Here is a 23,273-nt window from a genome sequence, read left to right on the forward strand (position 1 = left end):
TGGTTACGGGTAGACGAAACGGCGAGCCGCGCATTTATGACTGGCGTTTCCCCAGGAAAGCCGCCAGCCGATGAACCAACCCTTGCGAGTGGTTGCACCTTGGGCGCGAATGCTATTCAACAAAGTAAATAAGGTGCAACCAGTTTCTTGAGAATAAGTTGCACCTTGGTGTGTTTTCGCGGAAATACCGGTTTTTTGCTCCTTTTCGGAGCAAGAACAGCCGATCTCAGAAGCAAATGCACCAAGACGCAGCGAATTCCGTCGAGGGCCGGAATTTTTCCCGATCACGATCGAAAAATTCCTGAACAATTTGGGTTGCACCCGGTTGCACCTGCGCATGCGCAAAGCTAATCTTGCCGCCAGCAGATGCCACTCGGTAGTGGCACCCATGAGGATAAAAAGATGGCAACGACCACCCTTGGGGTCAAACTCGACGACCCGACCCGCGAACGCCTGAAGGCGGCCGCGACCTCCATTGATCGCACGCCGCACTGGCTGATCAAGCAGGCAATTTTCAATTACCTGGAGAAACTCGAGGGTGGTGCAACCCTGACCGAGCTCAATGGCTCGGGCAGCAAGGACGCTGAAGACGCCGGCGAAGTGCAACCGGACCACGCCCACCAGTGCTTCCTGGAGTTTGCCGAAAGCATTCTGCCGCAATCGGTACTGCGCGCCTCGATCACCTCCGCTTACCGCCGCCCGGAGCCGGAAGTGGTGCCGATGCTGATCGAGCAGGCGCGCCTGCCGCAGCCGATGGCCGACGCCACCAACAAGCTGGCCGCCTCGATTGCCGAAAAACTGCGCAACCAGAAGAGCGCCGGCGGCCGTGCCGGTATCGTTCAAGGCCTGCTGCAAGAATTCTCCCTGTCGTCCCAGGAAGGCGTAGCGCTGATGTGCCTGGCCGAAGCGCTGCTGCGCATCCCGGACAAGGGCACCCGCGACGCGCTGATCCGCGACAAGATCAGCACCGGCAACTGGCAGCCGCACTTGGGCAACAGCCCGTCGCTGTTCGTAAACGCCGCCACCTGGGGCTTGCTGCTGACCGGCAAGCTGGTCGCCACCCATAACGAAGCGGGCCTGACCTCGTCCCTGAGCCGCATCATCGGCAAGAGCGGCGAGCCGATGATCCGCAAGGGCGTCGACATGGCCATGCGCCTGATGGGCGAGCAGTTCGTCACCGGCGAAACCATCGCCGAAGCCCTGGCCAACGCGAGCAAGTTCGAAGCCAAGGGTTTCCGCTATTCCTACGACATGCTCGGTGAAGCCGCGCTGACCGAACACGACGCCCAGAAGTACCTGGCCTCGTACGAACAAGCCATTCATTCCATCGGCAAAGCCTCCCACGGCCGTGGGATTTATGAAGGCCCGGGCATCTCCATCAAACTCTCGGCACTGCACCCGCGTTACAGCCGTGCGCAGTACGAGCGCGTGATGGACGAGTTGTACCCGCGCCTGCTGTCGCTGACCCTGCTGGCCAAGCACTACGACATCGGCCTGAACATCGACGCCGAAGAAGCCGACCGCCTGGAGCTGTCGCTGGATCTGCTCGAGCGCCTGTGCTTCGAGCCGCAACTGACCGGCTGGAACGGCATCGGCTTCGTGATCCAGGCGTACCAGAAGCGTTGCCCGTATGTGATCGACTACGTGATTGATCTGGCACGCCGCAGCCGCCATCGCCTGATGATCCGCCTGGTAAAAGGCGCGTACTGGGACAGCGAAATCAAGCGCGCCCAGGTCGAAGGCCTGGAAGGCTACCCGGTGTACACCCGCAAGGTGTACACCGACGTTTCCTACATTGCCTGCGCACGCAAACTGCTGTCGGTACCGGAAGCCATCTACCCGCAGTTCGCCACGCACAACGCCCATACGCTGTCGGCCATCTACCATATCGCCGGTCAGAACTATTACCCCGGCCAGTACGAGTTCCAGTGCCTGCACGGCATGGGTGAACCGCTGTACGAGCAGGTTGTAGGCAAGGTTTCCGAGGGCAAACTGAACCGTCCGTGCCGCGTGTACGCACCGGTCGGCACCCACGAAACATTGCTGGCGTACCTGGTACGTCGCCTGCTGGAAAACGGCGCCAACACTTCATTCGTCAACCGCATTGCCGACCACACCATCTCGATTCAGGAGCTGGTGGCCGACCCGGTGGCCAACATCGAGCAGATGGCCACGCAGGAAGGCGGCTTCGGCCTGCCGCACCCGCGTATCCCGCTGCCGCGTGACCTGTATGGCAGCGACCGCGCCAACTCGGCCGGTATCGACCTGGCCAACGAACATCGCTTGGCGTCGCTGTCTTGCGCGCTGCTGGCCACCGCGCATAACGATTGGAAAGCCGCGCCGATGCTGGGCTGCGCTTCCAGCACTGAAGCTGCTGCACCGGTGCTGAACCCGTCCGATCTGCGTGATGTGGTAGGCCATGTACAGGAAGCCACGGTCGAAGACGTCGACAACGCGATCCAGTGCGCCATCAACGCCGGCCCGATCTGGCAGGCCACCCCGCCTGCCGAACGTGCCGCGATCCTGGAGCGCGCCGCCGACTTGATGGAAGGCGAGATCCAGCCACTGATGGGCCTGCTGGCCCGTGAAGCCGGCAAAACCTTCGCCAACGCCATCGCCGAAGTGCGTGAAGCCGTGGACTTCCTGCGTTACTACGCAGTGCAGGCGCGCAACGATTTCACCAACGATGCCCACCGCCCATTGGGCCCAGTGGTCTGCATCAGCCCGTGGAACTTCCCGCTGGCAATCTTCAGCGGCCAAGTGGCTGCGGCACTGGCCGCCGGTAACCCGGTGCTGGCCAAGCCTGCCGAGCAAACCCCGCTGGTGGCGGCACAAGCCGTGCGCATCCTGCTCGAAGCCGGTATCCCGGAAGGCGTGCTGCAGCTGCTGCCGGGCCAGGGCGAAAGCGTCGGTGCCCGCCTGGTCGGTGATGATCGCGTCAAGGGCGTGATGTTTACAGGTTCCACCGAAGTGGCGCGCCTGCTGCAACGCAATGTCGCCGGGCGCCTGGATGCCCAGGGCCGTCCGATCCCGCTGATCGCCGAAACCGGTGGCCAGAACGCGATGATCGTCGACTCTTCGGCACTCACCGAACAAGTGGTGATCGACGTCGTTTCCTCGGCCTTCGACAGCGCCGGCCAGCGTTGCTCGGCCCTGCGTGTACTGTGCCTGCAGGAAGATTCGGCCGACCGCGTGATCGAAATGCTCAAGGGCGCCATGGCTGAATGCCGCCTGGGCAACCCGGAGCGTTTGTCGGTGGACATCGGCCCGGTGATCGACGCCGAAGCCAAGGCCGGCATCGAGAAACACATCCAGGCCATGCGCGACAAAGGCCGCAATGTGTACCAGGTGGCGATTGCCGACGGCGAAGAGATCAAGCGCGGCACCTTCGTGATGCCCACCCTGATCGAGCTGGAAAGCTTCGACGAACTGCAACGCGAAATCTTCGGCCCGGTACTGCACGTGGTGCGCTACAAGCGCAAAGAGATCGACCAGCTTATCGGCCAGATCAATGCTTCCGGCTACGGCCTGACCCTGGGCGTGCACACCCGTATCGACGAGACCATCGCCAAGGTGATCGACAACGTGCATGCCGGTAACGTCTACGTGAACCGCAACATCGTCGGTGCCGTGGTCGGTGTGCAACCGTTCGGCGGCGAAGGCCTGTCGGGCACGGGTCCGAAAGCGGGCGGCCCGCTGTACCTGTACCGCCTGCTGTCGACGCGCCCTACGGATGCCATCGAGCAATCCTTCGTGCGCGGCGACAAGCTGACCGCACCGGACGTGCGCCTGCGCGACGCCATGAGCCAACCGCTGACCGCCCTGAAAACCTGGGCCGACAGCAACACGTTCAGCGACCTGAGTGCCCTGTGCAGCCAGTTCGCCGCGCAATCGCAAAGCGGTATCACCCGCCAACTGGCCGGCCCGACCGGCGAGCGCAACAGCTACGCCATCCTGCCCCGCGAGCACGTGTTGTGCCTGGCGGAAGTGGAAGGCGACCTGCTGACACAACTGGCGGCAGTGCTGGCGGTGGGCGGTTCGGCGGTATGGCCGGAAACTGACCTGACCAAAGCCTTGTTCCCACGCTTGCCGCGGGAAGTTCAGGCGAAGATCAAGCGCGTGGCTGACTGGACCAAGGATGAGGTGGTGTTCGACGCGGTCGTGCACCACGGCGATTCCGACCAACTGCGCGCGGTGTGCCAGCAAGTGGCGCAGCGCGGTGGCGCGATTGTTGGGGTGCATGGTTTGTCGCAAGGTGAGACGGCGATTGCGCTGGAGCGCCTGGTGATCGAGCGGGCATTGAGCGTTAACACAGCTGCGGCAGGTGGGAATGCGAGCCTGATGACTATCGGTTAACTCATGTGGGAGCTGGCTTGCCTGCGATAGCGGTGGGCCAGTGACATAAATGTCAGCTGGCACGGCCTCTTAGCAGGCAAGCCAGCTCCCACATTGACCGCATCCAACCTTCCGCCCGCGTTCTGCCCCTCCATCACGCAAATCAATCTTGCTATCCAGCCTCTATTCGCGCACTTAGACTCAGGCGATTCCCTTCAAAGGTAAGCCGCCATGTCCGAGATGCTGCTCAGTTCCCGCAATCTGGCTTTCGAGCTGTATGAAGTCCTCGATGCCGAGGGCCTGACCCAGCGCGAGCGGTTTGCCGAACACAACCGCGAAACCTTCGATGCCGCCATCAGCACGGCGCGCAGCATTGCCGAGAAGTACTTCGCGCCGCACAACCGCAAAAACGACGAAAACGAACCGCGCTACGAAGAGGGCCAGGCGATCCTGATCCCGGAAGTCAAACCCGCCGTGGACGCTTTTCTGGAAGCGGGCTTTCTGAACGCTGCCCGCAGTTTCGAAGCCGGTGGCATGCAGTTGCCGACGCTGCTCTCCCAAGCCTGTTTCGCGCACTTTCAGTCAGCCAACGCCGCTTCAACGTCCTACCCGTTCCTGACCATGGGCGCCGCCAACCTCATCGAAAGCTTCGGCACCGAGGAACAAAAACAGCGTTTCCTGCAGCCGATGATCGAAGGCCGCTTCTTCGGCACCATGGCCCTCACCGAACCACATGCCGGCTCGTCGCTGTCGGACATTCGCACTCGCGCCGAGCCTGCGGCTGACGGCACGTATCAGCTCAAGGGCAACAAGATCTTCATCTCCGGCGGCGACCACCCGCTGTCGGAAAACATCGTGCACATGGTGCTGGCGAAGCTGCCGGACGCGCCGCCTGGGGTGAAGGGCATTTCGCTGTTTATCGTGCCCAAATTCCTGGTCAACGAGGACGGCAGCCTCGGCGCACGCAATGACGTACTGCTGGCCGGGCTGTTCCACAAGATGGGCTGGCGCGGCACCACGTCCACGGCGCTCAACTTCGGCGATAACGGCAACTGCGTCGGCTACCTGGTGGGTAAACCCCATCAGGGCTTGAGCTGCATGTTCCAGATGATGAACGAGGCGCGCATCGGCGTCGGCATGGGCGCGGTGATGCTGGGTTACGCCGGCTACCTCTATTCCCTGGAATATGCCCGCGAACGCCCGCAAGGTCGCCTGCCCGACAGCAAAGACCCGAGCACCGCGCCGGTGTCGATCATCCAGCACGCCGATATCAAGCGCATGCTGCTGACCCAGAAAGCCTATGTGGAAGGCGCCTTCGACCTGGGCCTGTACGCGGCTCGGTTGTTTGACGACACCACCACGCTGGAAACCGAGGCCGAGCGCAAGCACGCCCACGAACTGCTCGACCTGCTCACGCCTATCGTCAAATCCTGGCCATCGGAGTTCTGCCTCAAGGCCAACGAACTGGCGATCCAGATCCTCGGCGGCCACGGCTACACCCGCGAGTACCCGGTGGAGCAGTACTACCGCGACAACCGCCTGAACCCGATCCACGAAGGCACCCACGGCATTCAGTCCCTGGATTTGCTCGGGCGCAAGCTCGCGCAAAACGGCGGCGCGGGCTTGAAGCAGCTGATCCGCCTGATCGCCGAAACCGGCGCTCGGGCTCAGGAATACCCGTCATTGACGGCCCTGCGAGAACCGCTGGAGCAACTGGTCAGCCGCCTGCAAAGCGTGACCATTGGCCTGCTGACGGATCTCGCCCACGGCAAGGTCAACAGCAGCCTGGCGAACTCGGCACTGTACTTGAAGGTGTTCGGGCACACGGTGATTGGCTGGCGCTGGCTGGAGCAGGCGATTCGCGCCGAGGAAGGTTTGGCCAAGGGTAATACGGCCGATGTGGCCTTTTACAAAGGCAAGCTCCAGGCCGCCCGGTACTTCCTGACCTGGGAAGTACCGAGCTGCCATCATGAACTGGCGATTCTGGAGGCACGCGATGACACGTGCCTGGGCATGCAGGACGCGTGGTTCTAAGGCGTTCCGATCGCCTTGGAAATCACTTCGACCGTGGCGCTGACTTGCTCTTGGTAACGGTCGAGTTCCTGCTGGTGATGCTTTTGCATGTCGATCTGCTCGGCGCACAGGTTCAGCGCGGCCAGTACCAATAATTTGTCACCGATCAGGGTCGGGTACTTTTTCTTGGTGGTGGCCAGGGAGGCCTTGAGCATGGTCACGGCGTGCATCAGGGTTTGATCCTCCCCTTGCGGCGCCTTGATCGAGTAATCCTCTCCGAGAATCGAAACGACCTTTATCCCTTCATTCATGCGCCGACAGGCCCTGCGCTCACACGCTCAACCAGCGCCTGGATACGCGCGGCGGTGGCGCCGTGCTTTTCTTCCTGTTCCATCAGGTTCAGTTGCAGGCTGTCGTTTTCGTCCTTGGCGCGGGCCAGTTCCGCTTTCAGGGCTTCATTGCTGCCGAGCAGGTCTTGATTTTGTTGTACGAGGTCAGTGACCAGCTGTTCAAGCTGGCTGAGGGATGCTTCTAACATTTTGATTTCTCGGGCTTTTTCAAAGGGCGGTGACGATAAAGAAAATTCACCTCGGATGCCAGGGTTATCCCAGGCAGGCAGCCCGATTTTTAAGGGCCGGGCCGCACTTTAGAGCCTTAGTGACTGCTTTTACCCGATCTGGTTCCTGAATCCGTCCAACCCCTCGTCAGATGCGACAAAAGCGCGCGCCCCCTTAAGACTTTAGTCGCATGGCCGATACGCAATGCACACCTCGTCTCATGGCCGCACGGATCGCGCTTCTCCCCAGGATTCCCGCATGTCTCTTCGTAATATGAATATCGCTCCGAGGGCCTTCCTTGGCTTTGCGTTTATTGGCGCGCTGATGTTGTTTCTCGGTGTGTTCGCCTTGAACCAGATGAGCAAAATTCGCGCAGCCACCGAAGACATCACCCAGGCCAGCGTGCCGAGCATTCGCGCCCTCGACGAATTCACCCAGCTGACCCTGCGCCTGCGGGTGCTGTCGTACCGCTTGCTGACCAACCGCGAGCCGGACGTGCAGCAAAAGACCCTGGAAGCCTTCGAACTGCGTAACCAGCAGATTCGTGCTGCCCAAGGCGTTTACGAAAAACTCATCGACAGCCGCGAAGAGCGCAGCGCCTACGATGAATACGTGCGTTTGCTCGGCCAGTACCATCAGATCGAGGAGCGCATGAAGAGCCTGTCGCGCGCTAACCAGATCGATGAACTGCGCACCTTGCTCAACACCGAACTACTGAGCAATTCCGAGCAAGTCAATGCGGTGCTGACGCGCCTGCTGGACATCAACAACCAGATGGCCAACACCACCAACCAAGAAGCCAAAGACCAATACGACATGGCCTTTGACCTGGTAGTGGGCCTGCTGATCATTGCCACGGCGCTGACCCTGCTGTTCGCCTGGCTGCTGACCCGCAGCATCACGCTGCCCATCGCCCAGGCCCTGGAAGCCGCCGAAGAAGTCGCCGAAGGCAACCTCACGCGCCCGATCAAGGTTGACGGCAACGACGAAGCCGGCCGCCTGCTCGCTGCCATGGCCAAGATGCAGGACAAGCTGCGCGACACCCTGCAACGCATCGCCGGCTCCGCGACCCAGCTTGCGTCTGCGGCAGAAGAACTGAATGCTGTCACCGACGAAAGCGCCCGTGGCCTGACCCAGCAGAACAACGAAATCGAACAAGCTGCCACCGCCGTCAACGAGATGACCAGCGCCGTTGAAGAAGTCGCACGCAACGCGGTGAGCACCTCCGAAGCCTCGCGCAACGCCACCACGTCTGCCGGTGACGGCCGTGACCTGGTGCAGGAAACCGTCAGCGCCATCGAGCGCATGAGTGGCGACGTGCAAGCCACCGCCACCTTGATTGGCGACCTGGCCAATGAGTCCCGCGACATCGGCAAAGTGCTCGACGTGATTCGCGGCCTGGCCGACCAGACCAACCTGCTGGCCCTGAACGCCGCCATTGAAGCGGCACGTGCCGGTGAAGCCGGTCGTGGGTTTGCCGTGGTCGCCGATGAAGTGCGCGCGCTGGCCCATCGCACCCAGCAATCGACCAGCGAGATCGAGCGGATGATCGGCAGCATTCAGGCCGGCACCGAGCATGCGGTGGATTCGATGCGCAACAGCACCGAACGTGCGGAGTCGACGTTGAACATCGCCAAAGGCGCGGGCCTGTCGCTGGACACCATCAACACTGCGATTGTGGAGATCAACGAACGCAACCTGGTGATCGCCAGCGCGGCCGAAGAGCAGGCGCAAGTGGCACGGGAAGTGGACCGTAATCTGGTGAATATTCGTGATTTGTCGGTGCAGTCGGCCACGGGTGCCAGCCAGACCAGCGCGGCGAGCAGTGAGTTGTCGCGCTTGGCGGTTGACCTGAATGGAATGGTGGGGCGCTTCAGGCTTTAACTGACACTGCAGGGCTAAAAATATGGGAGCGGCGGTGCGACGATTCGACTTGCTCGCGAAAGCGCAGTGTCAGTCACCCATTTCATAACTGACCCACCGCATTCGCGAGCAAGCCCGCTCCCACATTGGATCTGTGCGAATCAGAAAAAGCTTTTTGACAGCACAGCAATTCAACAGGTTAGAATCGCTGGCACGCAGACTGCATGGTCAGTTTGCGCCCTGTCTTCCCAGCTCTGGAGTACTGCCTTTGAATGCGACGACCATCAACAGCCTGTTCTTGATCGGCGCGTTGCTGGTGGGTGCGAGCATTCTGGTGAGTTCTCTTTCCTCGCGCTTAGGGATCCCGATTCTGGTGATCATCCTGGCCGTGGGCATGGTCGCCGGCGTCGATGGCGGCGGCATCATCTTCGATAACTACCCAACCGCGTATCTGGTGGGCAACCTCGCATTGGCCGTGATCCTGCTCGACGGCGGTTTGCGCACACGGGTGGCGAGTTTTCGCGTGGCACTCTGGCCGGCGTTGTCGCTGGCCACAGTGGGGGTGTTGATTACCACCGGCCTCACCGGCATGGCGGCGGCCTGGCTGTTCGACCTCAACATCATCCAAGGCTTGCTGATCGGCGCGATTGTCGGCTCCACAGACGCCGCAGCCGTGTTCTCGCTGCTGGGCGGCAAGGGCCTGAACGAGCGGGTCACCGCCAGCCTGGAAATCGAATCCGGCAGCAACGACCCGATGGCGGTGTTCCTTACCGTCACCCTGATCGACATGCTTGCCAGCGGCCAGACCGGCCTGCACTGGAGCCTGCTGACTCACCTGATCCGCGAATTCGGTATCGGCGGCATCGTCGGCCTGGGCGGCGGCTGGCTGATGCTGCAAATGGTCAACCGCATCAACCTGGCCACCGGCCTGTACCCGATCCTGGTGATTGCCGGCGGCCTGGTAGTGTTCGCCCTGACCAACGCCCTGCACGGCAGCGGCTTCCTCGCCGTGTACCTATGCGGCCTGGTGATCGGCAATCGCCCGGTGCGCAGCCGTCATGGCATTTTGCATATGCTCGACGGCATGGCGTGGCTGGCACAGATCGGCATGTTCCTGGTGCTGGGGCTGCTGGTCACACCCCATGACTTGTTGCCCATCGCCTTGCCGGCGCTGGGCCTGGCGTTGTGGATGATCCTGTTTGCGCGGCCGCTGTCGGTGATGGTCGGCCTGCTGCCGTTCAAGGCTTTCCACGGTCGCGAAAAAGCCTTTATCGCCTGGGTCGGTTTGCGCGGCGCGGTGCCGATCATTCTGGCGGTGTTCCCGCTGATGGCGGGCCTGCCGCACGCGCAGTTGTACTTCAACCTGGCGTTCTTCATCGTGCTGGTGTCGCTGCTGGTGCAGGGCACCAGCCTGCCGTGGGTGGCCAAGTTGCTGAAGGTCACCGTGCCGCCGGAACCGGCGCCCATCTCCCGCGCCGCCCTGGAAGTGCACGTCACCAGCGAGTGGGAGCTGTTCGTCTACCGCCTGGGCGCGGAAAAATGGTGCATCGGCGCCGCCCTGCGCGAGCTGAAAATGCCCGAAGGCACGCGCATCGCCGCGCTGTTTCGTGGCCAGCAACTGCTCCATCCGTCGGGTAGTACGGTGCTCGAAGTCGACGATTTACTCTGCGTGATCGGCCACGAACACAACCTGCCGGCCCTCGGCAAACTGTTCAGCCAGGCGCCGCAGCGCGGCCTCGACCTGCGCTTCTTCGGCGATTTTGTGCTCGAAGGCGACGCCCAGCTGGGCGCGGTCTCTGCCTTGTACGGGCTCAAGCTCGACGGCATCGACCCGAACATGCCGCTCAGCAGCTTCATCACCCAGAAGGTCGGCGGCGCGCCCATCGTCGGCGACCAGGTGGAATGGAACAACACAATCTGGACCGTCGCGGTCATGGACGGGAACAAGATCGGAAAAGTCGGCGTCAAATTCCCCGAAGGAAGTCGTCCAGGCCCTGGACTCTTCCTCTAAACTGCGGGGCTATGGCGCCACGCCACCAGCCTCTTTATCTTGCTCGACCGGTATCCATGACCCTACTGCGCACCTTTTTAGCCACTGCCCTGCTGGGCCTGACCCTCTGCGTGGGCAACGTCTACGCCGCCGACCCGCCCAGCACCGACGCCATCCAGCAAAGCCTGGACAAGCTACCCGACCGCAAGCTGCCCGACGCCGACATGAAGGCGTTGCAGAGCATCCTGCAACAGACGTTGACGTACCTGGGCAACAAGCAGGATTACGAGCAGCGCCTGGTCGACCTCAAGCGCCAGTTGGCAGAAGCCCCGCGCCAGACCACCGACAACCAGCGTGAACTGGTACGGCTCAAGGCGACTAAAATCGTCCCCGTGGCCCAACGCTATGCTTCGCTGCCCGTGCCGCAACTTGAGCAATTGCTGGTGCAGCGCAGCACCCAGCAAGGCGACCTGCAAAAAGAGTTGGCCGAAGCCAACAGCTTGACCATCGCCGCGCAAACCCGTCCCGAACGCGCCCAGACCGAAATCAGCAGCAGCCAGACACGCATCCAGCAGATCAATTCGATCCTCAAGGCCGGTAAAGACAACGGCAAAACCCTCAGCGGCGACCAGCGCAACCAACTGAATGCCGAACTTGCGGCCCTTAATGCCCTGATCCCGCTGCGCCGCCAGGAACTGGCCGGCAACAGCCAACTGCAAGATTTGGGCAACAGCCAGCATGACCTGGTGGTGGAAAAGACCGCGCGCCTGGAGCAAGAGATTCAGGACCTGCAAACCCTGATCAACCAGAAACGCCTGGCCCAGTCCCAGCAGACCGTGACCCAGCAGTCCATCGAAGCGCAAAAGGCCGGCGGCAGCAGCCTGCTCGCGACCGAAAGCGCGGCCAACCTCAAGCTCTCCGACTACCTGCTCAAAAGCACTGACCGCCTCAATGACCTGACCCAGAAAAACCTGCAGACCAAGCAGCAACTGGACACCGTCACCCAAAGCGACTCGGCCCTGGACGAACAGATCAACGTGCTCAAGGGCAGCCTGCTGCTCTCCAAGATCCTCTACAAACAAAAACAGGCACTGCCGCGCCTGACCGTCGACCGCAACCTGGCGGACGACATCGCCAACATTCGCCTGTACCAGTTCGAGGTCAACCAGCAACGCGAACTGATCAGCACGCCCAGCACCTACGTGGATAACCTGCTGGCCAACCAATCGCCGGATGACGTGACGCCACAATTGCGCCGCACCCTGCTGGAACTGGCGATCACTCGCAGCGACCTGCTCGAACGCCTGAGCCGTGAGCTGAGCGCGCTGCTGAACGAATCCATCACCCTGCAACTGAACCAGAAACAACTGCTCAGCACCGCCACCAACCTGCGCGCCACCCTCGACGAGCAAATGTTCTGGATCCCCAGCAACAAGCCGCTGGACACCGAGTGGCTGGAAACCGTGCCGGACCACCTGACCAAGCAAGTCACCACCCTGCCGTGGGCTTCGAGCGTCAGCGAACTGTATGACGGCCTGACCCAGCGCCCGCTGCTGTTCTTGCCGTTGCTGCTGTTGATTGGTGCACTGCTGTGGCGGCGTAAAGCCTTGTACGCGCGCCTGAAAAAGATCCACCTCGATATTGGCCACTTCAAGCGCGACAGCCAATGGCACACGCCGGTGGCCATCCTGGTGAATATCCTGCTGGCGCTGCCGGTGGCCCTGGCGCTGGCATTGTGCGGCTACGCGCTGCAAATCGACGCCCGTGGGCAAAACGCCAACTTGGGCGCGGCCTTGCTGCTGATCGCCCAGGCGTGGCTGGTGTTCTACACCGCCTACCGGATTCTCGCGCCGGGTGGCGTGGCCGAACTGCATTTCCGCTGGGAAAAGCCCCAGGTCGAATTCCTCCAGGGCTGGATCCGCAAGCTCGGGCTGGTGGTGTTGGCCCTGGTAGCCGTAGTGGCCATCGCCGAACACCAGCCGGCCGCGCTGGCCGACGACGTGCTGGGCATCGCCGTGGTGCTGACCTGCTACGCGCTGATGGCCTGGCTGCTGAGCCGCCTGCTGCTGCACAGCCCGACCCACGAAAAAGCCTCCTTGTTCCGCAAGGCCGTGGGCCTGGTGTTTACCGCCCTGCCCGTCGCGCTGTTTATCGCCGTGTGCTTTGGCTACTACTACACCGCGCTCAAACTCAGTGACCGGCTGATCAACACCCTGTACCTGCTGATGTTCTGGCTGGTCATCGAGGCCACCTTTGTACGCGGCCTCGGCGTAGCTGCACGGCGCCTGGCCTATGCTCGCGCCCTGGCCAAACGCCAGGCCGCCAAGGAAGCCGGCGACGGCGAAGCGGTGATCGAAGAACCGACCCTGGACATCGAACAGGTCAACGAACAGTCCATGCGCCTGATCCGCCTGGCCTTGCTCGGCGGCTTTATCGCCGCGCTGTACTGGGTGTGGAAAGACCTGATCACCGTGTTCTCCTACCTGGACAACGTGACCCTCTACGAATACACCAGCGGCACTGGCGCCAATATCAGCATGGTGCCGATCAGCATCGGCGACTTGCTCGGCGCCTCGATCATCGTCGGCATCACCTTCGCCCTGGCGCGCAACCTGCCCGGCTTGCTCGAAGTACTGGTGCTGTCCAAGCTGGACCTGGCCCAGGGCAGCGCCTATGCCACCACCACCTTGCTGTCCTATGTGATCGCCGGCGTCGGTTTCGTCTCCACCTTGTCCACCCTCGGCGTGAGCTGGGACAAGCTGCAATGGCTGGTGGCGGCGCTGTCGGTGGGGTTGGGCTTTGGTATGCAGGAGATCTTCGCCAACTTTATCTCCGGCATCATGATCCTGTTCGAACGCCCGGTGCGCATCGGCGACACCATCACCATCGGCAACCTGTCGGGCACGGTGAGCAAGATCCGCATCCGCGCCACCACGATCACCGACTTCGACCGCAAGGACATCATTGTCCCGAACAAGACGTTTATCACTGGGCAATTGATCAACTGGTCGCTGACCGACACCATCACCCGCGTGACGCTGAAACTCGGTGTGGACTACGGCTCCGACCTGGATCTGGTGAAAGAATTGCTACTCAAGGCGGCGCGAGAAAACCCGCGTGTGCTGAAGGAGCCGGAACCCCATGTGTACTTCCTCAACTTCGGCGAAAGCACCCTCGACCACGAACTGCGCATGCACGTGCGCGACCTCGGTGACCGCAACCCGGTGATCGACGAGGTGAACCGCTTTATCAACCGCGAGTTCAAGAACCACCACATCAACATCTCGTTCCGCCAGATGGAGGTCTACCTCAAGAACCTTCACGGCCAGGAATACAAACTGGTGGAAGTCGACACGCCGGCCAAACCCGCCAACGACGGCGGCGTGCAAGAGCCGCCGCCGAGCAAACTCGACTAAACGCCCTATCCCCAGCAGAATGCTCGGACATTCTGCTGGAGATGGCCGGTGAAAGCCCTCGACGAACTGACCTTCGACAACCGCTTCGCACGCCTGGGCGATGCGTTCTCAACCCACGTTCTGCCTGAACCCCTCGACGCGCCGCGTCTTGTGGTGGCGAGCGATGCCGCCATGGCCCTGCTCGACCTCGACCCGGCCGTGGCGGAAACGCCGGTATTTGCCGAGCTGTTTGGCGGGCACAAACTGTGGGCCGAAGCAGAACCGCGGGCGATGGTCTATTCCGGGCACCAGTTCGGCGGCTATAGCCCACAACTGGGCGATGGCCGTGGGTTGTTGCTGGGTGAGGTGTATAACCAGGCTGGCGAGCATTGGGACCTGCACCTCAAAGGCGCCGGGATGACGCCGTACTCACGCATGGGCGATGGGCGTGCAGTGTTGCGCTCTTCGATTCGTGAGTTTCTCGCTTCCGAAGCCCTGCATGCCTTGGGCATTCCCAGCAGCCGCGCCTTGTGCGTGATCGGATCCGACACACCGGTATGGCGCGAGAAACAAGAGCGTGGCGCCATGGTGCTGCGCCTGGCTCACAGCCATATCCGCTTCGGGCATTTCGAGTATTTCTACTACACCAAAAAGCCCGACCAACAGGCCGAGCTGGCCGAACACGTGCTTAACCTGCATTACCCCGAATGCCGCGAGCAGCCCGAACCGTACCTGGCAATGTTCCGCGAAATCGTCGAGCGCAATGCCGAAATGATCGCCAAATGGCAGGCCTATGGCTTTTGCCACGGCGTGATGAACACCGACAACATGTCGATCCTGGGCATCACCTTCGACTTCGGGCCATTTGCGTTTCTGGATGACTTTGACGCGCACTTCATCTGCAACCATTCGGACCATGAAGGGCGTTACTCCTTCAGCAACCAGGTGCCAATCGGGCAGTGGAACCTCAGCGCGCTGGCCCAGGCGCTCACGCCGTTTATCAGTGTCGACGCGTTGAAAGAAGCGCTCGGCCTGTACCTGCCGCTGTATCAGGCGCACTACCTGGACCTGATGCGCCGCCGCCTGGGGCTCACCACCGCCGAAGACGATGACCAGCCACTGGTGGAACGCTTGCTGAAACTGATGCAGAACAGCGGCGTGGACTACACGCTGTTCTTCCGGCGCCTGGGTGATGAGTCGGCGGCGCTGGCCGTGGCACGCTTGCGCGATGACTTTGTCGACCTGGCCGGGTTTGATGCCTGGGCCGAACAGTACAAGGCCCGTGTCGCACGGGATGGCGATGACAACCAAGAGCAACGCCGCGAACGCATGCACGCAGTTAACCCGCTGTACATCCTGCGCAACTATCTGGCACAGAACGCCATCGCGGCTGCCGAGTCAGGCGATTACAGCGAAGTGCGCCGGCTGCATGAGGTGCTGAGCAAGCCGTTTGAGGAACAGGCCGGGATGGAGCAATACGCCCAGCGGCCGCCGGATTGGGGCAAGCATTTGGAGATTAGTTGTTCTTCATAACGGCACTAAATGAAGGTTTCGACCGTTACGCCAAAACGTTCGGCCAACCAACGAATCTGCCGCAGGTTGAGCTTACGCTTGCCACTCAGAATTTCCGAAACAACCGACTGTGTGCCTACACCAGGCAGATCACTCTGGTTCAAACCGTGCTCGCGCATCATTGCGCGCAGCACGTCGGCACCACTGGCAACGGGCATTGGCCGGTGCTCATGATCGTAGGCTTCAATCCAATCACTGAGAATATCCACCAGACTCATCAGCGGATTTGACTCGTCCTCCCCGATCAGATCCAGCAGTTCGTCGAGAGCAGTCACCAGCACGTCGTAATCCGCCTCGTTTTTAGGCTTGCGCAGTAAAGGTGAAACAAATTGCCAATGTTCAGCAGCGAGCCGAATGAGTGCGCTCATCTGATTTTCTCCTTCCAGTTGTCCCGTTCATAGTCGCGGTGATCTAACAGATACTTGATGTAAATTCGTTGCTTTTGGTACCGCACGAAAGCGATCAGCCTCAGCTTGTTTCCCCCAATGTCGAACACATGGAGCTGCCCAACTTTATCCGTTGCGGGAAAAATGCCTTTCATAGAAGCGAAGTCAGCCGGGCTGTTGCGCTTTATCCGGCGGTACCACTCATCTAAAGCACTGGCTGAACGCGGCCACTTTTCCTTTGCTTCCCAAATCCTTTTCTCGCTGATCACTCGCATGCAACATCCTTATCGCATCTTGCTATGAAGGTTAAACCCGATTCCCGACTATCGCAATTTGCGATAACCGCAAACAGACAGATGGCGCAAAACAGAACACGCTCGAACAGCCTAGATACCGGTGCTCGCATCGACACGGGCAAACTGTGAGCGGATGCGTCACTGCCTGCGCATCTTGATAAACCCCGGACCTGGCTCCAAATACAGTCTATTGGCCGTACCTAAGGAGCCCACCATGTCCGAACCTCTTGTAATCCCCTGCCCGCATTGCAACGGCCTCAACCGCATCCCCGGCGAGCGCCTGGGTGATGCGCCTAAATGCGGGCGCTGCAAGCAACCTGTGTTGCTGAACAAACCTTTTGAATTGAAGCAAGGCGACTACGCCAGCCAGATCAAGGGCGACCTGCCGTTGCTGGTGGATGTGTGGGCCGAGTGGTGCGGGCCGTGCAAGTCGTTTGCGCCGGTGTTTGAGCAGGCGGCTGGGCAGTTGGAGGGCAAGTGCCGGTTGGCCAAGCTTGATAGCGAGGCTAATCAGCAGCTCTCGGCGCAGCTGGGGATTCGCTCGATTCCGAGTTTGATTCTGTTCAAGAACGGCCGTGAAGTGGCGCGCCAGAGTGGCGCGTTTCCGTTGCCGCAGTTGATGAGCTGGTTGCGTAGCCAAGGGGTGTAAACCAGTCCCTCAAGCAACGGGGTCAAATGTGGGAGCTGGCTTGCCTGCGATGGCATCACCTCGGTCCAACTGATAGACCGAGTTGTCTGCATCGCAGGCAAGCCAGCTCCCACACTGACCGCGTTTTAAGCTCGGGCTATGGGGGCTTCGTGGTCCATCATCTGGCCGACCAGCATTACGCCGAGTTCGCTTAATTGATGGATGGCCAGGGCCACGTCGCGGTGCTCGCCAGTGAGGTCGTTGGACAGCTTGAGTAAAAGCGTACGGACGGAAGAGAAGGTTTCGTAGCTGTTGAGTACGAGGGTTTCGGTTGGGAGGTTGGGTGCAACGGTATAAAGGTTAACCATGGATCGTCTCCGAGCAGGAGCCGCAACCAGCCGCTACTAAACGGAGGGTGGCAGCTGTACGCAGGTTAGTAGACCGGGGAGACTCACCGGCGCGCTCGAAAGCGCCCTCCGTACAGCCACCATCAAATACAGGACAGTCCTGATCAATGATTTGCTGTACGTCTCACCACGGGCTACTAAACCCGATCACTGAACATTCAATGACCCGAGAACCTTAGAGACGCCCATCCAGACGCACAAGCCGGGCGATTCTGGCTTAGCTGTAGGCAACGATACAAGCCACAACCCCATTTGCCAGACCCTTCCTACAGCCTTCGTAGGAACAATCCAAATCCCCCTGCTGAAACACAAAAACAACTGTGGGAGCTGGCTTGCCTGCGATGCTGACAACTCGGTCCATCAGTTAGACCGAGGTGATGCTATCGCAGGCAAGCCAGCTCCCACAGGGGATCACAGGGAATTTGCATAGCCTGTAAAGTCAGGCATTTTCCAGCAAATTATGCAGCTCCACAAACTGCAACGTCAGCTTGTGCCGTGGGTCCAGGTGGATCAGCGGCTTGCTCTCCTGGTGCGATTCGCGCATGCGCACCGAACTGGCCAGGTACACCGGCAGCACCGGTAAGCCCTCGGCAATCAACTCATCGAGCATCTGCTGGGGCAGGCTCGCACGGGCCTGGAACTGGTTGACCACAATGCCTTCCACTTCGAGGCCTTCGTTGTGGTCTTCCTTTAATTCTTCAATTTCACGCAACAGGCCATAAAGCGCCTGGCGCGAGAAGCTGTCGCAATCAAACGGGATCAACACGCGATCAGCCGCAATCAACGCCGAAACCGCGTAAAAATTCAGTGCCGGCGGCGTATCCAGGTAAATCCGGTCGTAATCTTCGCTCAACTCATCCAGCAGCTTTCGCAGCTTGTTGATCTTGTGCTTGGCCTCAAGCTTGGGCTGCAGGTCTGCAAGCTCGGCGGTCGCGGTGATCACGTGCAGGTTATCGAACGGCGTTTCGTAGATATCCACCTGGTTTTTCTTCGAAAACGGCCCGGAAGACAGGGTTTGCTTGAAGAAGTCGGCGATGCCCATCGGGATATCGTCGCCGGTCAGCCCTGTGAGGTACTGGGTTGAGTTGGCCTGTGCATCGAGGTCCACCAACAGGGTCCGATAGCCTTCACTGGCGCTCACCGCCGCCAGGTTGCAGGCAATGCTGGACTTGCCAACGCCGCCTTTCTGATTGAACACCACACGCCGCATGGAAAAACCTCCGTGTATCAATGAATGTCCGAGTGTAGAGGGCAAAAGCGCCTGTTAGCTACCTCGTTCATCCATGCACTGGCGCATCACCCGCCGCACAAAAGGAAGAGTCCTACAATCCACGCACGGCACAGGTAAAGGACAATCTGTAAATCTTTTCCGGCAAATTGTATTCATCCGTGAACAATTCTTTACCAAAGTTTGCTAGAACCCCACGGCACCGGGATAATGCGCGCCATTCGGCCATGGTTCCCTGTCCCGGTATTCGGGGCCAACGGCTGCACATGGAAGCCCGCAGGGGCGGGATAACTTCTCAGTGATCACTTTTAATATCGACCAATGGCGCGCCTGGGCTCCGGGCCTGGAGACTGCGCACGACTGGCGTGCCTGGTGCCAGGCTCCGGTGGTATTGCCGGCCAGCGATGCGTCGCCCGATGTGTCCTTCCTGCCCGCCATGCAGCGCCGCCGCCTGAGCCGGCTGGCGCGCATGGCGTTCAGCGTGGTCTGGCCGTTGGCCGAGGGCCGGCAAGACCTGCCGCTGGTGTATATTTCCCGGCACGGCGAAACCCCGCGCACCCTCGACATCCTCAGCGACCTGGCCAACGACGAGCCGCTGTCGCCCACCCAGTTCAGCCTGTCGGTGCATAACGCGGTGATTGGCCTGTGGTCGATCCTGCGCAATGAGACCTGCGAAATGACCGCCCTCGCCGCCGCCGGCGACGGCCTGGAACACGGCATGCTCGAAGCCGCCGCGCTGCTCAACGAAGGCGCCCCGGCGGTGTTGCTGGTGATCACTGAAGAACAACCGCCTGCGGCTTACGCCGACTGGATCCATGATGTGCCCTTCCCTTACGCCCTCGGCCTGCTGCTGACCCCGGGCGACGAGTGGCAACTGGAACTAAACAGCGGCGCTGTCCAACTCACTCAAACCCAGTGGCCCCACGCCCTGAACCTGCTGCGCACCCTGCTTACCGAGCAGGCCACCTGCCAACATGCCTGGAAGAACCGTGTATGGAACTGGCAACGCAAGCCCTGACCGACAAGCCACGGGACGCCTACTACTGGCGCCTGTTCGCCACCGCCGCGAGCTTCTTCTGCTTCGGCGTCGGCGGGCTGTGCCTGCGTTTGCTGGTGTTCCCGCTGCTCAATTGCCTGCCAGGCAGCGCGGCCAAACACCAGCGCCGCGCCCGCCACACCATCAGCAAGCTGTTCTGGCTGTTTATTCGCCTGATGCAACGCGCCGGTGTGTTGACCTACAGCGTTGAAGGCGCAGAAAAACTCGGCCGCCCAGGCCAGATGATCGTCGCCAACCACCCGTCGCTGATCGACGTGGTGTTTTTGATCGGCCTGATGCGCCAGACCAACTGCGTGGTCAAGCAGAGCCTGTTCCAGAACCCGTTCACCCGTGGGCCGGTGCGCGACGCCGGTTACATCAGCAATGACGGCAGTGCCGATATGCTCGATGCCGCGGCCGATGCGCTGCGCGAAGGCCAGACGCTGATCATCTTTCCCGAGGGCACGCGCACCACACCCGGTGCACCACCGGCCTTTCATCGCGGTGGCGCCGCCATTGCCCTGCGCGGTGCGACAATCATCACCCCGGTGGTGATCAAGGTCAGCCCCACCACCCTGACCAAGGCCGAACCCTGGTATCGCATCCCCAAGCGCCGTTTTCACTTCAGTTTGCGCGTGGGTGCCGATATAGACCCACAGGCGTTTGCCACATTGGGGCCCGCGCCCCAGGCTTCACGCAAGCTCAACGATTACCTGCATCACTATTTCATTAAGGAGCTCGCCGAAGATGAGCAACCAACACCGCCTTGAGCACGACATAAAGGCGCTGATTATCGAGGCCCTGGGCCTGGAAGACATCAGCGTCGACGACATCGGCAGCGACCAGACCCTGTTCGGCGAAGGCCTGGGCCTGGATTCGGTGGACGCCCTGGAGTTGGGCCTGGCGATCCAGAAAAAGTACGGTATCAAAATCGATGCCGACGCCAAAGACACGCGCAATCACTTCACCAACGTGGCCAGCCTTGCGGCGTTCGTCACGGCCAGACAGGCAGCTTGAGACCGGACCATGCAAACTCGTGACGATATTTTCAACACCCTGCGCGACGCCCTGGTGGAACTGTTTGAACTGGAACCCGAACGCGTCACGCTCGACGCCAACCTGTACCAGGACCTGGAGATCGACAGCATCGATGCCGTGGACCTGATCGACCATATCAAGCGCCAGACCGGCAAGAAGATCGCCGCTGAAGAATTCAAGGCGGTGCGCACCGTCAACGACGTGGTTGAGGCGGTGTACCGTCTGGTCCAACCTGCCGCATGAGCCGGCTGATCGGCCTTGGCCTGTTGCTGGCGGGGCTGCTGTACCCTTTCGCGGTGTATTACGGCACTGAACACTTTGCGCCGTGGCAATTTGGCCTGCTGCTGGGCAGCCTGTGGTTGCTGCGTGCACTGACCGGCGCGCGGCGCCCCGGCAGCCGCTGGATGGCGGTGGCGGTGATCGTGTTTTGCCTGCTGTTGGCCTGGTTCGACAACCCGCAGTTGCTGCGCTGGTACCCGAGCCTGGTCAGCGCGTTTATGCTGGCGCTGTTCGGCTTGAGCCTCAAATACGGGCCGCCGATGGTCGAGCGCCTGGCACGCATGACCGACCCGCAGCTGCCGCCCAAAGCAATTGTGTACACGCGCCAGGTCACCGTGGTGTGGAGCGTGTTTTTTCTGTGTAATGGCCTGCTCGCCGCCGCCCTCACGCTGTGGGCGCCGCTGAGCTGGTGGACGTTGTACAACGGCCTGATCGCCTACGGGCTGATGGGGCTGCTGTTTGCCGTGGAATGGCTGGTACGACAAAGGGTTCGAGGCCGCGTATGAATGGGTTGAAACTTGAGCACGTGCTGCTTGAGGCGCTGGAACAACGTTCGGTCACCACCGAACCTGCGATGAATCACGTGCAACTCTGCGAGCAGGCCCTGAGCCTGGCGGCGGGCCTGCAGGCGCGCGGCATCCAGCGCTTGGCGGTGCACCTGGAAGACGCAGGCGTGCTGGCGATTGCCTTGCTGGGCGCCTGGCGGGCCGGGGTCAGCGTGCTGTTGCCTGCCGACCTGCAACCGCAGACCCGCCAACGCTGGGACGATAGCGTAGACGCCTGGCTGGTTGAGGCCGCCGATCTGGACGCGTTGTATCAGGCGCCACTGAGCCCTGCCGTGCTCGACCTCGACGCCTGCCAATTGAGCCTGTGCACCTCCGGCTCCAGCGGCGAACCCAAGCGCATCGACAAGACCCTGCGCCAACTGGCCAACGAAGTGGCGGCGCTGGAAGCGCTGTGGGGCGCCGACCTCAAAGACGCCTGCATCATCGGCAGTGTGGCCACCCAGCATATCTATGGTTTGCTGTTTCGCGTGTTGTGGCCGCTGTGCGCCGGTCGCACCTTTGTGCGCAAGCAGCTGGCCTTCCCTGAAGACATGCAGCGCGCCAGCCGCGAGCATGGGCAATTTGCCTGGGTCGCCAGCCCCGCGCTGCTCAAGCGCATGGGCGACAACCTCGACTGGCCCGCACTGAGCCAAGTGTCGCGAGTGTTCTCCTCCGGCGGCGCGCTGCCGGTGGACGCCGCCGCCGGCCTGTACGACCGCTTGCAGCAATGGCCGACGGAAATCCTCGGCAGCTCGGAAACCGGCGGCATCGCCTGGCGCCAGGGCGCACAGCCATGGCAGCCATTTGCCGATGTAGAACTGAGCCAGGATGCCGACGGCGCCCTGCGCATTGCCTCGCCGTACCTGCCGGCCGGGCATATCGAACACACCGCCGACGCGGCGCGCATTCATTCCGATGGCCGCTTCGAGCTGCTCGGGCGCCTGGACCGCATCGTCAAGCTGGAAGAAAAACGCATCTCCCTGCCCATGCTCGAACAGGCATTGCTGACCCACGCCTGGGTCGCTGAAACCCGTCTGGGCGTGGTGCAGGAAAACCGCGCCTCACTCGGCGCACTGGCGGTGTTGAGTGCTGAGGGCCTGCATGCGCTGCGCAACCAGGGCCGCCGCACCGTCACCCAAACCCTGCGCGAACATTTGAGCCAGCATTGCGAAGCCATGGCCCTGCCACGTCGCTGGCGTTTGCTGCGCCAGTTGCCGCTGAACAGCCAGGGCAAACTGCCCCAGGCTGATGCAGAGGCGTTGCTGCTGGCGCCACGCCCAAAAGCACCCGAAGTACTGGAACAGGTCGAAGCCAACGGCGAGTGGACTGTGCAACTGAGCATCCCGCCGGACCTGGCCTATTTCAGCGGCCATTTCCCGGTCACGCCGGTGCTTCCGGGCGTGGTGCAGGTGGAATGGGCCTTCAATCTAGGCCAGCAACTGCTCGATTTACCCGCGACCTTTGCCGGGATGGAAGTGCTCAAGTTCCAGCAATTGGTGCGCCCTGGTGATCAGGTTGAACTGCACCTGCGCTTCGACCCGGAGCGCGGCAAGTTGTATTTCGCCTACCGCAACGGCGATGCGGCGTGCTCCAGTGGCCGGATTCAATTGGTGGCTGCGCATGCTTAAGCTCTTGTGGCGAGGGAGCTTGCTCCCGCTGGAGTGCGAAGCACTCCCAACCCAGGCACCGCAATGTGCCAGGATGT

At 61.3% G+C, this 23,273-nt stretch carries 19 protein-coding genes and 2 pseudogenes; 14 read left to right on the top strand and 7 right to left on the bottom strand.

The features are described 5' to 3' along the window. Positions 1–3: 3 nt before the first annotated feature. Positions 4–321: a hypothetical protein gene (locus QF043_RS26440; RefSeq protein ID WP_307420751.1), complete on the bottom strand. Its 318-nt coding sequence runs from the start codon at positions 319–321 to the stop codon at positions 4–6. A gap of 81 nt (positions 322–402) precedes the next feature. Between QF043_RS26440 and putA the strand changes: the two genes are divergently transcribed. Both putA and QF043_RS26450 read left to right on the top strand, forming a co-directional pair. Beyond that, positions 403–4,356 carry a trifunctional transcriptional regulator/proline dehydrogenase/L-glutamate gamma-semialdehyde dehydrogenase gene (gene putA / locus QF043_RS26445; RefSeq protein WP_307420752.1) on the top strand — a complete coding sequence of 1,318 codons (3,954 nt, stop codon included), beginning with the start codon at positions 403–405 and terminating at the stop codon, positions 4,354–4,356. 210 nt (positions 4,357–4,566) lie between these two features. Continuing rightward, entirely contained in the window at positions 4,567–6,369 is a 1,803-nt protein-coding gene (locus QF043_RS26450; protein ID WP_307420753.1) for an acyl-CoA dehydrogenase, read from the top strand. Here QF043_RS26450 and QF043_RS26455 read toward each other — a convergent pair. Next, positions 6,366–6,659, bottom strand: a complete 294-nt coding sequence (locus QF043_RS26455; protein WP_017138531.1) for a cell division protein ZapA — start codon at positions 6,657–6,659, stop codon at positions 6,366–6,368. The two genes, QF043_RS26450 and QF043_RS26455, sit on opposite strands and share 4 nt — an antisense overlap. Further along, a complete protein-coding gene (locus QF043_RS26460) occupies positions 6,656–6,886 on the bottom strand; it encodes a hypothetical protein (RefSeq protein WP_017138532.1) in 231 nt (76 codons plus the stop codon). The genes QF043_RS26455 and QF043_RS26460 overlap by 4 nt, the downstream gene beginning before the upstream one ends. A 343-nt stretch (positions 6,887–7,229) precedes the next feature. Here QF043_RS26460 and QF043_RS30920 point away from each other — a divergent pair. From QF043_RS30920 to selO, 5 genes and pseudogenes are all read left to right on the top strand, one after another. Next, positions 7,230–7,886: pseudogene (locus QF043_RS30920) on the top strand (MCP four helix bundle domain-containing protein); the annotation flags it as partial. A 303-nt stretch (positions 7,887–8,189) separates the two neighbouring features. After that, a pseudogene (locus QF043_RS30925) lies at positions 8,190–8,789 on the top strand (methyl-accepting chemotaxis protein); the annotation flags it as partial. A 247-nt stretch (positions 8,790–9,036) separates the two neighbouring features. Then, positions 9,037–10,779 carry a potassium/proton antiporter gene (locus tag QF043_RS26470; protein WP_307420756.1) on the top strand — a complete coding sequence of 581 codons (1,743 nt, stop codon included), beginning with the start codon at positions 9,037–9,039 and terminating at the stop codon, positions 10,777–10,779. A gap of 56 nt (positions 10,780–10,835) precedes the next feature. Beyond that, positions 10,836–14,174 carry a mechanosensitive channel MscK gene (gene mscK, locus QF043_RS26475; RefSeq protein WP_307420757.1) on the top strand — a complete coding sequence of 1,113 codons (3,339 nt, stop codon included), beginning with the start codon at positions 10,836–10,838 and terminating at the stop codon, positions 14,172–14,174. 48 nt (positions 14,175–14,222) lie between these two features. Continuing rightward, positions 14,223–15,686 carry a protein adenylyltransferase SelO gene (gene selO, locus QF043_RS26480; protein ID WP_307420758.1) on the top strand — a complete coding sequence of 488 codons (1,464 nt, stop codon included), beginning with the start codon at positions 14,223–14,225 and terminating at the stop codon, positions 15,684–15,686. Positions 15,687–15,691: 5 nt separating this feature from the next. On the opposite strand, the gene QF043_RS26485 is transcribed toward selO, so the two are convergent. Then, positions 15,692–16,093, bottom strand: a complete 402-nt coding sequence (locus QF043_RS26485) for a type II toxin-antitoxin system HigA family antitoxin (RefSeq protein ID WP_099487833.1) — start codon at positions 16,091–16,093, stop codon at positions 15,692–15,694. Further along, positions 16,090–16,386: a type II toxin-antitoxin system HigB family toxin gene (locus QF043_RS26490; RefSeq protein ID WP_058422389.1), complete on the bottom strand. Its 297-nt coding sequence runs from the start codon at positions 16,384–16,386 to the stop codon at positions 16,090–16,092. Before QF043_RS26490 ends, QF043_RS26485 begins: the two co-directional genes overlap by 4 nt. A 235-nt stretch (positions 16,387–16,621) precedes the next feature. On the opposite strand from QF043_RS26490, the gene trxC reads away from it, so the two are divergent. Next, positions 16,622–17,056 (top strand): thioredoxin TrxC, encoded by a 435-nt coding sequence (gene trxC, locus QF043_RS26495; RefSeq protein ID WP_017138537.1) that lies wholly within the window; start codon positions 16,622–16,624, stop codon positions 17,054–17,056. A 125-nt stretch (positions 17,057–17,181) separates the two neighbouring features. Here the strand turns inward: trxC and QF043_RS26500 are convergent, their stop codons facing one another. Both QF043_RS26500 and QF043_RS26505 read right to left on the bottom strand, forming a co-directional pair. Beyond that, positions 17,182–17,403 (bottom strand): DUF6124 family protein, encoded by a 222-nt coding sequence (locus QF043_RS26500; RefSeq protein ID WP_307420762.1) that lies wholly within the window; start codon positions 17,401–17,403, stop codon positions 17,182–17,184. A gap of 478 nt (positions 17,404–17,881) precedes the next feature. Further along, complete coding sequence (locus QF043_RS26505; RefSeq protein ID WP_017138539.1) at positions 17,882–18,652, bottom strand: ParA family protein; 771 nt, start codon at positions 18,650–18,652, stop codon at positions 17,882–17,884. 316 nt (positions 18,653–18,968) lie between these two features. Between QF043_RS26505 and QF043_RS26510 the strand changes: the two genes are divergently transcribed. Genes QF043_RS26510 through QF043_RS26535 form a run of 6 tightly spaced genes read left to right on the top strand, consistent with a single transcriptional unit; the run spans position 18,969 to position 23,196 of the window. After that, on the top strand, positions 18,969–19,688 hold the full coding sequence (locus tag QF043_RS26510) for a beta-ketoacyl synthase chain length factor (protein WP_307420763.1): 720 nt from the start codon (positions 18,969–18,971) through the stop codon (positions 19,686–19,688). Beyond that, positions 19,664–20,476: a 1-acyl-sn-glycerol-3-phosphate acyltransferase gene (locus tag QF043_RS26515; protein ID WP_305457185.1), complete on the top strand. Its 813-nt coding sequence runs from the start codon at positions 19,664–19,666 to the stop codon at positions 20,474–20,476. The genes QF043_RS26510 and QF043_RS26515 overlap by 25 nt, the downstream gene beginning before the upstream one ends. Further along, the gene (locus tag QF043_RS26520; RefSeq protein WP_305457183.1) at positions 20,454–20,723 is read left to right on the top strand and encodes a phosphopantetheine-binding protein; all 270 of its coding nucleotides are present in this window, start codon (positions 20,454–20,456) and stop codon (positions 20,721–20,723) included. Before QF043_RS26515 ends, QF043_RS26520 begins: the two co-directional genes overlap by 23 nt. A gap of 9 nt (positions 20,724–20,732) precedes the next feature. Further along, positions 20,733–20,987 (top strand): acyl carrier protein, encoded by a 255-nt coding sequence (locus QF043_RS26525; protein ID WP_003209389.1) that lies wholly within the window; start codon positions 20,733–20,735, stop codon positions 20,985–20,987. Next, positions 20,984–21,529 (top strand): hypothetical protein, encoded by a 546-nt coding sequence (locus QF043_RS26530; protein WP_138817183.1) that lies wholly within the window; start codon positions 20,984–20,986, stop codon positions 21,527–21,529. Before QF043_RS26525 ends, QF043_RS26530 begins: the two co-directional genes overlap by 4 nt. Further along, positions 21,526–23,196: an acyl-CoA synthetase family protein gene (locus QF043_RS26535; RefSeq protein WP_307420765.1), complete on the top strand. Its 1,671-nt coding sequence runs from the start codon at positions 21,526–21,528 to the stop codon at positions 23,194–23,196. The genes QF043_RS26530 and QF043_RS26535 overlap by 4 nt, the downstream gene beginning before the upstream one ends. Positions 23,197–23,273 lie beyond the last annotated feature (77 nt).

Source organism: Pseudomonas sp. W3I7, assembly GCF_030816095.1.
In the GTDB taxonomy this organism is placed as follows: Bacteria; Pseudomonadota; Gammaproteobacteria; order Pseudomonadales; family Pseudomonadaceae; genus Aquipseudomonas; species Aquipseudomonas salomonii.

Excerpts from the sequence above, each read along its gene's own strand:
- putA (WP_307420752.1), top strand. The coding sequence starts at position 403 with ATGGCAACGACCACCCTTGGGGTCAAACTCGACGACCCGACCCGCGAA.
- QF043_RS26450 (WP_307420753.1), top strand. The coding sequence starts at position 4,567 with ATGTCCGAGATGCTGCTCAGTTCCCGCAATCTGGCTTTCGAGCTGTAT.
- QF043_RS26455 (WP_017138531.1), bottom strand. The coding sequence starts at position 6,659 with ATGAATGAAGGGATAAAGGTCGTTTCGATTCTCGGAGAGGATTACTCG.
- QF043_RS26460 (WP_017138532.1), bottom strand. The coding sequence starts at position 6,886 with ATGTTAGAAGCATCCCTCAGCCAGCTTGAACAGCTGGTCACTGACCTC.
- mscK (WP_307420757.1), top strand. The coding sequence starts at position 10,836 with ATGACCCTACTGCGCACCTTTTTAGCCACTGCCCTGCTGGGCCTGACC.
- QF043_RS26485 (WP_099487833.1), bottom strand. The coding sequence starts at position 16,093 with ATGAGCGCACTCATTCGGCTCGCTGCTGAACATTGGCAATTTGTTTCA.
- QF043_RS26490 (WP_058422389.1), bottom strand. The coding sequence starts at position 16,386 with ATGCGAGTGATCAGCGAGAAAAGGATTTGGGAAGCAAAGGAAAAGTGG.
- trxC (WP_017138537.1), top strand. The coding sequence starts at position 16,622 with ATGTCCGAACCTCTTGTAATCCCCTGCCCGCATTGCAACGGCCTCAAC.
- QF043_RS26500 (WP_307420762.1), bottom strand. The coding sequence starts at position 17,403 with ATGGTTAACCTTTATACCGTTGCACCCAACCTCCCAACCGAAACCCTC.
- QF043_RS26505 (WP_017138539.1), bottom strand. The coding sequence starts at position 18,652 with ATGCGGCGTGTGGTGTTCAATCAGAAAGGCGGCGTTGGCAAGTCCAGC.
- QF043_RS26515 (WP_305457185.1), top strand. The coding sequence starts at position 19,664 with ATGGAACTGGCAACGCAAGCCCTGACCGACAAGCCACGGGACGCCTAC.
- QF043_RS26520 (WP_305457183.1), top strand. The coding sequence starts at position 20,454 with ATGAGCAACCAACACCGCCTTGAGCACGACATAAAGGCGCTGATTATC.
- QF043_RS26525 (WP_003209389.1), top strand. The coding sequence starts at position 20,733 with ATGCAAACTCGTGACGATATTTTCAACACCCTGCGCGACGCCCTGGTG.
- QF043_RS26530 (WP_138817183.1), top strand. The coding sequence starts at position 20,984 with ATGAGCCGGCTGATCGGCCTTGGCCTGTTGCTGGCGGGGCTGCTGTAC.
- QF043_RS26535 (WP_307420765.1), top strand. The coding sequence starts at position 21,526 with ATGAATGGGTTGAAACTTGAGCACGTGCTGCTTGAGGCGCTGGAACAA.